Source organism: Enterococcus sp. M-BR2 (assembly GCF_056612775.1).
On sequence record NZ_CM152743.1, the window covers coordinates 1,992,066 to 2,004,874 of the forward strand.

Below are 12,809 nucleotides of genomic sequence, written 5' to 3' on the forward strand. Positions count from 1 at the left end.
CAACACAACTGAATAACTTTTTCTTTAGCTACTTTAGATAGGTTTGTATTCATCATGATGGATACAAACGTTAAACGACAGTTTGTATCTATGATGGCTAAAGAACTTTGTATTGCAGCAAAAAGCCACGTAGACAAAATGCTAAGTGGCTGAGCAGTGAAAATACAAAGTAAAAGTATCAAGCATTCTACTTTTCAATTTATTTTCCGACTTTTCAATCCATTTGGACATTTTGTCTGAATGGATTTTTTGTTTCCCAAAATTAAGGAGGAAAAAGAAATGAAAAAAAATATATTAATTGGATTAGGCGCTGCCCTGCTACTAGCTTTAGGAGGTTGCGCACAAAAAGATAATTCCGCAGAGGCATCAGATGGACAAAAAACAATTGGCGTATTGCAACTTGTACAGCATAACTCGTTAGACGCTGCCTATAAAGGATTCAAAGAAGGATTAGCAGAAGAAGGGTATAAAGAAGGCGATAATTTAACAATCGATTATCAAAATGCCCAAAACAACCAAGACAACCTGAAAAGCATGAGTGAGAAACTCGTCAAAGAAGATCCTGATTTGCTACTTGGGATCGCCACTCCAGCAGCACAATCTTTATTAAATGAAACAACCACTATCCCGATGACTGTCACAGCGGTCACAGACTTGGAACAAGCTCATTTAGTCACATCCAATGAAAAACCTGGCGGCAATGTGACTGGCACGACAGATATGGTGCCAATCGAAAAACAAATCAGCTTACTGTTAAATATCGTGCCAGACGCCAAAACAATCGGCATCATGTATAACAACGGTGAAGCCAACTCTAAGATCCAAGCTGATTTGGCAGAAAAAGAATTGAAAAAAGCGGGCGTAAAAGTCAAAGTACTGACAGCAAATTCCACAAATGATGTCCAACAAGTGACGAAAAGTCTAGCTAAAGATGTAGATGGAATCTATATTCCTACTGATAACACGTTCGCAAGTGCGGCAAGTGTTGTCGGTGAAGTCGCAAAAGAAACAAAAACACCTGTCGTTGCTGGCGCAGTTGATCAAGTCAAAGACGGCGGTCTAGCAACAGTAGGAATCGATTACGAAAGCTTGGGCAAACAAACGGGGATCATGGCAGCAAAAATCTTAGACGGCAAGAAGCCAAGTGAACTTCCTGTCGAAACAGCGAATGATTTGGAACTGTATGTCAATAAAGACATGGCCAAAGCATTAGGCATCAATCCAGACAGCATCAAAGAAGCTGAATAAAACACAGGAGGATTCTCATGACAAATCTGCTCTCTCTTTTCTTATCATCTGCATCGCAAGGGGTCTTATGGGCCCTACTTGCGATTGGTGTGTATGTCACTTTCCGTATCTTGGACATTGCCGACTTGACTGCTGAAGGAAGCTTTCCTTTAGGTGCAGGGATTGCGGCAGTAAGTATTACAAATGGCTATCATCCATTGACAGCTTGCCTCCTAGGATTTTTAGGAGGTGCGGCAGCGGGACTTGTTTCCGGACTGCTTCACACAAAATTAAAAATTCCCGCCCTTCTTGCAGGGATCATCACCATGACTGGTTTATACTCTGTCACATCCCGTGTGATGGGTGCGCCGAACATCTCTTTATTGGGTCAGCCAACGATCTTTCATTGGGTCGAGTCATTCGGCATAACAAAAGACAACGCTGTACTGATCGTCGGTCTGCTTTTTGCTTTGATCGTTGTATGTTTACTTGTTTTGTTCTTACGTACTGAAACAGGTCTTGCCATTCGTGCAACTGGCGATAATCTGGCAATGAGCGAAGCAAACGGGATCAATACAGATAATATGAAGATCATCGGTTATATGATCTCTAATGGATGCATTGCTCTTTCTGGCTCCTTGCTTGCGCAAAACAACGGCTTTGCTGATTTGAATTCTGGTATTGGAACAATCGTGATCGGACTTGCCTCCATCATCATTGCAGAAGTTTTGTTACGTAACCAGCCGCTATTTCTCCGTCTCTTGACTGTCGTTTTAGGTGCGGTCATTTACCGCTTTATTTTGGCGTTAGTCTTCGAACTGAATGTTGAGCCAAGTGATTCGAAACTTGCTTCTGCTTTCGTGCTAGTAATCTGTCTTTCTTTCCCGCAGATTCAGCAAAAATTCCATTTATCTCAAAAAAAGAAAGGCGGTAGTGTCAAATGAATGACGTCTTAACATTGGAAAATCTCCATCATACCTTTGAAAAAGGAACGATCAACGAAAACCATGTCCTGAAAGGTATCAATCTTTCCCTGAAACCCGGTGACTTCGTGACGATCATCGGCGGAAATGGTGCAGGTAAATCTACTTTGCTGAACAGCATCGCCGGTACATTTTCTGTCGATCAGGGACAGATTTTATTGAATGAAAAAAATATCACGAAAAAATCCGTTGTTGAACGTTCGAAATCCATCAGTCGCGTATTCCAAGATCCTAAACTAGGGACAGCCGTGCGTTTAACGGTAGAAGAAAATCTCGCTCTTGCTATGAAACGAGGAAAAAAGCGCGGCTTCTTTCGTGGTGTCAAACCGCAAGATCGAACGTTTTTCAAAGAACAGCTGGCTCGGCTGAATTTGGGTTTGGAAAATCGTTTATCCTCAGAAATCGGTTTGCTGTCTGGGGGACAACGTCAAGCCATCACGCTGTTAATGGCTACATTGCAGCGTCCAGAACTAATCTTATTAGATGAGCACACCGCAGCGCTTGACCCGGCTACTTCCAAAACGGTGATGGAATTGACAGAAAAGCTGATCACCGAGCAGAATCTTACTGCTTTCATGGTCACACATGATATGGAAGACGCGATCCTCTATGGAAATCGACTGATCATGTTGCATCAAGGAAGAATCGTCGTTGATATCCAGCAAGAGGAAAAACAGCAACTCACAGTACCTCAACTATTGGCGTTGTTCAAACAAAACAGCGGCACGACGTTGAAAGACGATCAAGTACTTTTATCTTCATAATCAGAAAGAGGCTGGGAGAAAAATGAACGCCCACCCTCTTCTTTTTTCTCTTTCCTTCTTTCGTTTTTGTTTTATGTATCAACCGTTGTTTCTTCAAAAACTATTTTGTTCTCTCCTTCTTCCTGATAGAATGGATGGGAAAGGAGCTTGGTGCCATGACAACAAAAGACAAAGTACTTCATTTATTGAAGGAGACACCAGATTTTCTTTCCGGAGAAAAGTTAGCACAGCAACTGGAAGTTTCCCGGACAAGTATTTGGAAAGCCATCAAAGAATTGGAAAAGGCAGGCTATCGTTTTGAGCACGGGCCTACAGGGTATCGTTACCTGCCCTCTGACGTACTAGATGCAAAAGAAATCCAGCAAGAGCTACGGTCTTTTATTCCCGATTTGAAGGTACAAACGATGTTGACTTCTGAATCTACGATGAAAGATGCCAAACTGGCAGCAGTTCACGGAGATTCTGTTTCGAAGTTATTTGTTGCTGATACACAAGAACAAGCTCGTGGGCGTTTTGGACGACCTTTTTTTGCCGAACCTGGACGAGGAATCTACATGAGTCTCTTGCTCCATCCAGACAAACGTTTTGATGAACTGCCTCAATATACGATCATCGCAGCTAGTGCCTGTGTGAAAGCCATTGAATCGGTTGCCGGTCGCTCTGCTTCGATCAAATGGGTCAATGACATCTACATGGATGGAAAAAAAGTCTGTGGGATTTTATCTGAAGCAGTCAGTGATATGGAAAGTGGCAGGATCAGTCATATCATTATCGGGATTGGGCTGAATTTTTCTGTTCCTCAAAATCATTTTCCAGCTGATCTCCAAGAAAAAGCCACCTCTGTCTTTCCTGATGGACAAGCGAGTATCACAAGGAATCAGCTAATCAGCAAAATCTGGCAAGAATTGTTCACCTATCTTTCTCAACCGAAAAAAGCATTGGCCTTTTATAAAGAAAAATCATTCGTATTGGGAAAAAACGTGTCGTTCAATCAGAAAGGAACGACTTATGTCGGTCTTGCAAAAGAAATCGGCGATCATGGCGAACTGATCGTCCAAACAAATGAACAGGAAATGAGCCTATCTTCTGGTGAAATCAGCCTTACCTCTATCGGTTCCTGAGAAGAATAGCGCTCTGAAGAGGACACCGATTTCTATGCAGTGTCCTTTTGCGCTTTCCTCCGTATACCATTTTCCCTCACGCTGACCCTCTACACTTTTTCCATTAACCAGAAAAAGACGTTTCGCCCACACCGATAAATCATGCTACCCTTCATATGTATATCTAACTGTAAAATAGAGAGGGAGTACGCATATGCCGAATGAAAATCAGATAGAAGAATTTAAAAAACATATCTGTACAATCGAAACATATAAGAACACTTTAAATGTACTACAAAAGACGAAACCTAAGAATAGTAAAGAGATGAGAATTAAAGCAACAAAAATAAAGACTTTGCAAAAAAAAATAGAAAACGCACAAGACACGCGTCAAAATCTTCTGATAAACCTATCTAACGACTCCAATGTCAAAAAACTTTCTGAAATCATAGAAAAATTTAATAAGAACGCATTAGAAGTAAACACAAGTAAGCAGACAGTAAATTCGAGGATTAGCTTCTTAGAAAAACGCTTATCGAAGTTAAATAAAAATCAAAAGAAAATGGAGCATCCAAAACGCTATTTTTGGGTTTCAAAACAAAAACTTAACGAAAAGAACCGAAAAATTTTAACAGAAATCAATATAATTCCCTCGTATCAACAACTCGACCTGTTGTCCTCCACTACGCCTATGCCTACTGTCATAGGCTACATAAAAAAAACGTTAGAAAAAGAAAAAGACAGTCTAGAAGCTAAAGATGTAGTCCAAATGGAATACAAGAAAAATCTTCCTTATTTTAACCACATTCTGGACCAATATGTAATAGGAAAAACTACCTCTGAAGAAATAGAGGAAAAAATAGACGCTTTCTCTAAGATGTTCTCATCTATTGAGTATGTCGATCAATTGATATATACTAATTTCCCTGCAGCTAAAAAACTGATCGAGAACGCGCTAGAAAGAAGCCAACTAACTAACCAACCGGTAGAAGCTAGAAATGTCCGGCTTCTAAAAGAAAAAACACTTACTTCATCTGCTATACAGACAACAAATGAAAATAAAGAAATGCAAGGCTCAACTAGCAATAATTCTCAAATAGACGCTAATCTAGATAGTAATAATCTATCACAAAAAACTCCTACTTCATCTGCTGTACAGTCAACAAATGAAAATAAAGAAATGCAAGACTCAACTAGTGATAATACTCAAATAAACGCTAATCTAGATAGTAATAATCTATCACAAACAATGTTGCCTCAAAATAAACATATAACAACAACTCCAGAAAAATCATTTGTTCAAATAACAGACACCCTAGATTCTTTTAATATAAATTTGACGTTTACTAAAAATATTTCGGTAGATAACAAATTAGATTCCATACTAAGCGAAGATAACAACGGAAGGACAGATATGATCCATGTCAATAATTTCCATGAACTGACAGAGAACATTACTGCTAGTGATATTGATTCGGAACATTCTGTAGCTAGTAATTCTAATAAAAAAAACATTGAAGAAATACTATCTACTCCTTTATCAGAAATACCAGAAGAAAATAATTTTAACCATTTATCAGTAGACAGAAAGCGAAGCGAAATAAAGATCCTTAATATGAATATACCTGCCAATGAGCTCAAAGAGTTAAATACTCTTTTATCAAAAAGACCAGAAGAAAATAATTTTAACCATTTATCAGCAGACAGAAAGCGAAGTGAAACAAAGATCCTTAATGTAAATATACCTGCCAATGAGCTCAAAGAGTTAAATACCACTGTATCCAATGACACCAACAGACAGGAAGTAAATCCAAAGAAAGGATGCCCAACCACTCACGAACTCTAGCACAGGATTTTTATCCGCCTGCTCTCTCTTCATTGGCGTACCGTAAAGCAAAAAGCGATAGATGCTCCTTGAACTGGATACATCTATCGCTTTTCTATCAATGGTGATAAAGCTATTATGTTTTCTTTTACTATTCAGTTTTTATGATACCCACAAAGGACTATTTGCTAGTCCTTTGTGAACGTACCTATGAAAATCATAGGTTATGTGCTTTGATTCTTATCTATTTTTCATCGTCTTTTTATCAAAAGATCATTGAGGAACGATGTCAATAGAGCCGATAGAACCTGCGCGATAGTTTTCGATGACTATCAGTGGCAGGCATTGCTGATACCATCTTCTCCCCTAGGATTGAGATAGTTCACCTTTTCTTCTTGAAGCGTACGACTGATATTGAGCACGTGATTTTCCGCTTGCAAGTCTTCATTGATGAACATATTTATCATACTCGTCAACACTAGCGTTGATAGTAATAGACTACCAATGATTTTTTTTTTCAATCAAATTACTCCCCTTTTATTATCTATGTAGCAACCAACTTACAACTAAAAAATCAACGCATCCCATCCCCCCTATCTGACATTCTCGTGTTTCCATCTCCTATGATAAAGGACTATTTTGTTTTTTAATCTTTTTGTATGCGATTGCAACACTTTTAATAACATATTTGTTATTTTTTCCTGTTTGCTACATAGATAGAATAATAAATAGAGTGATCAAGAAAGTTCTTTTGCTTTTGGAAAGAACTTCAGCTGGTTCTCAGGTGCTTCACACACCACTTGCATTTTGAATTTTTTCTCTGCGACAGAACGGATCAAAAATTACGAAGCAACCTCAAATCGATAGCGGATGTCCAATCCAATGTTGACTTCTTACTGATAGTTTCCGAAGTATTGACCTTCAATCATAAACTGGGTTTGTTCATTCGGTGCTAGCTCAGCAACTGCCTGATTTGGTGTACTTTCATAAAGATCAACAAGGATATTGCTCGTCTTGTAATTCATACGAAGTTTTGCTGCTGCCCTCTCTGCAGATGGATCTGCATCAGCTGTGCGTAACAGCTCCAAGTTATTCGTATTGTTCGTGATGTTGATTTCTTCCACGCTGACTTTCAGATTTCTCGTTCCTGCATTTTCAATATAGTAAAGCGGAGAAGAAACGACTCCTTTATTCACATCAGATGTACCGAAAAGTAGTTTCTTAGAAATCTTGACATCGATCCATTCCGTCGAGTTCTCCACGATAAATGGCACCGTATAGTTATACTTCGCTGTGCCACCTGTCGCTAATGTTTCTTCTACTTCGATGATCCCGTTACTTGTTCCAGCCTTGCTTGTGTCAGGATATTGGATGAACTTTGTCACATTGATCGTATCGAATCCGTCAGTCGACAGATAGGATTCGATATTTTGACTTAATTCCTCTTCTGTCAATCCATTTTCAATGGTTTGCGTTTCTACCTTCAATTGGTTGATATGGAGTAGATTTAATCCAGACTAAGTTAGTTCATAATAGGCTGTGTCAAATCCTACTGTTTCTGTAATTAATTGATTATCTCTTGAAACCCATGTATTAGCTCCATTATAGTTAGTGAGATTATCTAATTTTTTCACTGAATGCGAAAGAACATCTCCATAACTTAAACTATTATTGATTCCATTCAACTGAGAATTCCATTTATCCATCAACTCTTCCGGTGTTTGATCCACCGTAACATAAGAAACAGTATGAGATGAAACAGTTAAATCTGGAGTAGTGAATAGCTGTATCGTCGGTCTTGCTGTTAACTGAACCCAATCACTAAATCCACTTCCTTTAGTAGCTACCAATTTAGGAACACCGTTGTTATCAAGTAAAGAAACAGCGCTGAGCGTTTCATTCATAGATTGTGTTTTAGAAACGATCGAATGCCCCCATGTCACTTCGTATGGAATTTCTAATTCTAAAGATGCAGTGGATCTAATAGAAGTTACTTTGACTTTTGCATTGCGAGTACCTACTGAGGCAGTATCAAAATTGGCGAGTAACTCTACTTCGTACTGATCTGAAGGAATCTCTAAACCATTTAGTGTGACATCTTCTAGCAAATCATGAAGGTCTAACTTACCCGTATCTTCTCCCAGTATAAATTCTTGAGCTATTGGTTTCGCTTCAAGCATAGCCATTGGCTCAAATCCATCTTCTGTCACTTTATAGTAAGCATAGTTCGTACCATAAGTGTAATTTTTCTCCTGTTCATTTTCCATCAATAAGTTTTTATTTTTATAGTTATTTGATTCCTCTTCTTCGATGTGATAGACTTTCACGACATCTCCGACAGCTACAGCTAGTGGAGACCCATTGTTGAATTGATTGATCGAATCTTCTACGATCATTCCCCCTGTTACTTCATGCATGAATTTCCTTGATCCATCAGACAATACTTCGATGGAATAGTAAACCGTGTCTGGGAACAACTGATGGACTTGACTGGTAAGTGAGTAGATCTCACCTTTCGTTGTAACGATCTGCATAGCCCCATTTGCATTTTTGTTTAGACTGTACACACCGACTGTTCCGTAACCATAACCTTTTAATTTAAGCGTACTTCCCCATTTTACTTCATAAGGTATAGTTATCTGTGTCACACCTAACCCGTCCGTAGTACGTACTTCGGCTTCCACTTCACGGGTACCGACCAATGTCGTATTAAGATCTGAGAGTAAGACTACTTCATACTCACTTGCGTCTACGACTGTGCCATTTACTCGTACATTTCTAATCAATTCCTTTAGATTGCGTCCATCGACACTTTCACCTAAGTTAAATGTCTGAGGAACTGCTTCGGCTTCCAACTGTTTGATCGGAACTAATCCATTGTCAGTCACTCGATAATAAGAGAAAAGTGTGCCGAAGGAGTAGTTCTCCGCAACTTCATTTACCATCAGTCTGCTTCGAGTCCGAGATTCTGCATGGTAGACTTTGATGATATTACCCGAAGAGACCTCTAATGGCTGGCCTTGATTGAACCCATTGATTGCATCCCTGATAACTGCATTACCCGTGACTTCATATTGATAGGTACTTGTTTCTCCGTCTAATACTTCGATTGAATAATACACGAGATTTGCGTAATAGGGGTGAACGTTTAAATATTGACGAGTACTGTTATCACCAAATGTCGAATGAAGTTGTAGCTTTCCGTTCCTATCTTTTATCAAACTGTAGGATCCGACTGTATTTCCACCAAGTCCTCTCAAGGAAATCGTACTTCCCCATTTGACCTCATACGGCACAGTTGTTCTCAGGATGCCTAATCCATCCGTCGTGCGTATTTCGACTTCTACTTCACGCGTATCGATTAATGTCGTATTGACTTCGGAACGTAACGAGATTTCATATTCACTTGCATCCACTGCTACACCATTTACCTGCACATCCGTAACGAAGTCTTTTAGGTCACGTCCGTCCGTGTTTTCACCTAAGTAGAATGTCTGAGGAACTGCTTCAGCTTCCAAGTGTTTGATCGGAACTAAGCCATTGTCCGTTACTCGGTAGTAAGAAAAAGGTGTACCGAAGGAGTAGTTTTCCGCGACTTCATTTACCATCAGTCTGCTTCGGCTGTTAGATTCTGCGTGATAAACTTTGACGACATTCCCCGAAGATACTTCCAATGGATTGCCTTGATTGAATCCATTTACTGCATTTCTGATAATCGCATTACCTGTGACTTCATATTGATAGGTGCTTGTTTCTCCATCAAATACTTCGATCGAATAGTAGACACTGCCTCCATAATAGGAATGGACTTGCGAACCTTGATTCGTTCTATTGTCACTAAATGTCGAATGAAGACGCAGTGTGCCATCGGTGCTTCTCGTTAAACTATAGGCGCCAACTGTACGATCACTAAGCCCTCTTAAGGAAATCGTACTTCCCCACTTGATGGTGATCGGTACCTCGATGATTGAAACAGCTCCTTCTGAATCTTCTAGTTGAATACTAGCTGTCATCTCTCCAACGAGATTTATATCTGGTCGATTTTGATAAGTTGCTTTCAGAGCTGACGGATCGTCTCTGTCATCTGATATATTTTCTAGTAGATCCATCGGCGAATCCGGCAATGCTTCTCCTAAATATAATTCTTGCGCAATTGGGTCAGCTGTTGGAGGGGTGTTCTCTGCCTCAACTGTGAATGAAATCTCATAATCATAGGAAACTATTTTCCCTGTAGATAAGGTTTCTTTTACACGGATCGTCCCACTTGCCGTACCGACTACAGAAGTGTCTGGGTACTAGATGAATTTATCCAAGCTGACACCTTCTACACTTGATACATCTAGAAACTCAGCTAATCGGCTATCTAACTCACTTTTCGTCGTTCCTTGTAGGATCATATGACTTGATGGAGTAAGTTTACTGATATTCAGTGCTCGATAACCGCCTGCTGTGATTTCATAGTAGACTTCACCGCCGTTATAGACAAATTGCTCGTTTTCTGTCACTGCATTCCCCGCTGGTACTGCTACCCATGAACGCACGACATCACCATAGTTAACTGATTGTGTAGTCCAGCGGCTTAAAACATCATCCTCTTGTTCTTCGCCTTGCGCAGTTACTGTTTGACCGGCAGAGTCATTCTTTAGATCCACACTGTTTTTTTGACTCAAGTCGTACCAAGAAAAGTTATAGTAATCTCTTCCAGCATAATTTGGAGCTATACTTTCAGACGTACCAGTAGATCTCCATCCTTTACTTGCAGTGATCAACGGATGATTTTCACGATGATGTAAAGTAAAAGCAGCAGCTGTCCTACTAACGAGTGGGAATCGTCCAAAGACGATACTGTCTCCCCATATGATTTCTATAGCGACAGGTATCTCTTGAGAGAGAGCTGTTTCATTTACAGTAATCCGTAACGATTGTACTCTTCTAGCACTCACGGTATCTGTAGCGATAGGCGCAGAAGTCATTTCCACTTCATATCGATCTTCATCAAGCTTTTCTCCATCCACCACGACATCTACAAACTGACGAAGATCCACTGTGTTCATGTCTGTTCCTAGCAATACTTTATTATCAGTCTTAGCCGTTACTTCAAGTTTAGAACTAACAACAAATGGTACTGTGTAGTTGTAAGTAGCTGTCTTTCCAGAATCGAGTATCTCTTCGACTTGGATGACCCCGTTTTTCCTTCCATTAGTAGCCGTGTCTGGGTAGGTAACAAAACCTTTTACTTTCACTCTACCAGAAGTCCCCACATTTATATAATTAGCAACATTTTGATCTAGTTCTTCTCTGGTCATCCCGTTAAAAATCTCATGTTCGGAGACCGATAACTTATGGAGTTCAAGTTGACGATACTGACCATGCGAAAGAATCTCAAAATATTCTGTTTGCGCGCTCCCAGTATAATCTGGCATCTGACCTTGCTTTGATAACCAGATCTTCCCCTCTGCATGGTAGGCAACGGCAAGATCCCCAGGAGTAGGAGTGTAACTGCTATTATTCCACCTGTCCAGAGCTTGTAGTTTAAAACTGCTTCCCATTACTCGGTGGGTTATTTTAGTGGTTCCACCGGAAAGATTATTTAACAAAATAGTAGAGTTGACCCCAAATATACCAAGGCTGTAGTAAGCGTTAGAACTGTTCATGCCCTCACCTATTATATCTAGGACATCATTTCCTTCAGCTGCAAATGCCTCTATCCTACTAGACATCATTCGATAGGCTCCTCCAACTGGTGCCCATCTGTAGTTGTTTCCAAAGACGATCGTATCCCTATCCGTATAACTCACCTCTATAGGAATATCCTGACTTATTACCGTACCATTGGATATCCGAACAGTTATTGGTAGTTGATGTGTACCAATCGTTGTAAGTTTCCTATCTGGCGCAGATATACTATAGTCATCCTGACCGATAGGAACACCATCTAGCAATACATTTATAAACTGCTTATAATTTATCCCATTCGTGTTACCTGGGTACGTTGAACTTACAGCAGTGTGTTGGCCTAAAGGAAATGATCCGGGATCATTGACCTGGAGTGTATATGGATTACTACTGACCGTAAAGTTCCCGATCGACAGATAAGAGATCGGTACATCTTCTATAGGCGTAGCAGGCACCTCACCACCTGAAGCTACGGCAGTAGAGCCTAATACAAGATTATGAATCCCAGCTGTTAATTGGTAGTTAGTACGGTTGCTGACTCTTGTTCTAGTGATCGTCCCTGACATCGTCATCGTGAAATTATTATTGTTTATCGTGTGATTCGAAGTAATACTAAGATCACCAGAAGGCCCCCCAACTTCGACGACTTCCGTGCGTCCGATCTGATAATTATTTGCATAAGAATTTCGGCCATAGTGCATCCTGTTGACAAAAGCAACACCGATATTACCATTACCAACGATAAATGAGATCCAGTCACTGCCGTTCCCATATACGAGAGAATGGGTCGGGAACGTAAAGCTGTAGGAAATACTGTCTCCTACATTAGGTCCCAATTCTGACAAGTTACTGACTCCCGTATTAAATCCAGATTGGACTGCTGCTCGATAAGAACTTTCCCCGTTTCTTCTCAGGTCTTCACGATATTGGGGAAGATTGGGAAGGGGAATCTGCGGACTTGGCACAGCTAGTTCCGGTACGGGAATAGCTGAGTCTGTCTGTGGATCGACGGACGTTGGTTCCGTTGATTGTTCTTCTGCTACAGGTTCTTCTGTAGGCTCTGCTACAGCTTCCTCCGCCACTTGTGGTTCGGCTGTTGGTGTTTCTTCACTTGCGACCTCGCTACTTTCAGACGTCAAGGTTGAAACTGCATAGACGAGGGTAGTTGGACTGATGCTAGAAATCATCAACGTAAAAACTGCTAGTATTTTGAATAGTTTCATTTTTCTCTCCT

6 protein-coding genes and 1 pseudogene are annotated in these 12,809 nt (G+C 40.3%); 5 read left to right on the top strand and 2 right to left on the bottom strand.

Annotated features, from left to right (window positions below; genetic code table 11):
• Positions 1 to 279: 279 nt before the first annotated feature.
• From AC1F25_RS09690 to AC1F25_RS09710, 5 genes are all read left to right on the top strand, one after another.
• A complete protein-coding gene (locus AC1F25_RS09690; protein WP_002314279.1) occupies positions 280 to 1,248 on the top strand; it encodes an ABC transporter substrate-binding protein in 969 nt (322 codons plus the stop codon).
• Between the two features lie 17 nt (positions 1,249 to 1,265).
• Positions 1,266 to 2,171, top strand: coding sequence for an ABC transporter permease (locus AC1F25_RS09695; RefSeq protein WP_002320483.1), 906 nt, complete (start codon positions 1,266 to 1,268; stop codon positions 2,169 to 2,171).
• Positions 2,168 to 2,974 (top strand): ABC transporter ATP-binding protein, encoded by an 807-nt coding sequence (locus tag AC1F25_RS09700; RefSeq protein WP_087062883.1) that lies wholly within the window; start codon positions 2,168 to 2,170, stop codon positions 2,972 to 2,974. Before AC1F25_RS09695 ends, AC1F25_RS09700 begins: the two co-directional genes overlap by 4 nt.
• 155 nt (positions 2,975 to 3,129) lie before the next feature.
• Positions 3,130 to 4,095 (top strand): biotin--[acetyl-CoA-carboxylase] ligase, encoded by a 966-nt coding sequence (locus tag AC1F25_RS09705; RefSeq protein WP_002344796.1) that lies wholly within the window; start codon positions 3,130 to 3,132, stop codon positions 4,093 to 4,095.
• Between the two features lie 193 nt (positions 4,096 to 4,288).
• Positions 4,289 to 5,920: a hypothetical protein gene (locus tag AC1F25_RS09710; protein WP_123861101.1), complete on the top strand. Its 1,632-nt coding sequence runs from the start codon at positions 4,289 to 4,291 to the stop codon at positions 5,918 to 5,920.
• A gap of 311 nt (positions 5,921 to 6,231) precedes the next feature.
• On the opposite strand, the gene AC1F25_RS09715 is transcribed toward AC1F25_RS09710, so the two are convergent.
• Both AC1F25_RS09715 and AC1F25_RS09720 read right to left on the bottom strand, forming a co-directional pair.
• Positions 6,232 to 6,420 (bottom strand): hypothetical protein, encoded by a 189-nt coding sequence (locus AC1F25_RS09715; protein WP_104835490.1) that lies wholly within the window; start codon positions 6,418 to 6,420, stop codon positions 6,232 to 6,234.
• Between the two features lie 372 nt (positions 6,421 to 6,792).
• Positions 6,793 to 12,798, bottom strand: a pseudogene (locus tag AC1F25_RS09720) (putative mucin/carbohydrate-binding domain-containing protein).
• Between the last annotated feature and the right edge of the window lie 11 nt (positions 12,799 to 12,809).

Coding starts and splice junctions, on each gene's coding strand:
- AC1F25_RS09690 (WP_002314279.1), top strand. CDS start 280: ATGAAAAAAAATATATTAATTGGATTAGGCGCTGCCCTGCTACTAGCT.
- AC1F25_RS09695 (WP_002320483.1), top strand. CDS start 1,266: ATGACAAATCTGCTCTCTCTTTTCTTATCATCTGCATCGCAAGGGGTC.
- AC1F25_RS09700 (WP_087062883.1), top strand. CDS start 2,168: ATGAATGACGTCTTAACATTGGAAAATCTCCATCATACCTTTGAAAAA.
- AC1F25_RS09705 (WP_002344796.1), top strand. CDS start 3,130: ATGACAACAAAAGACAAAGTACTTCATTTATTGAAGGAGACACCAGAT.
- AC1F25_RS09710 (WP_123861101.1), top strand. CDS start 4,289: ATGCCGAATGAAAATCAGATAGAAGAATTTAAAAAACATATCTGTACA.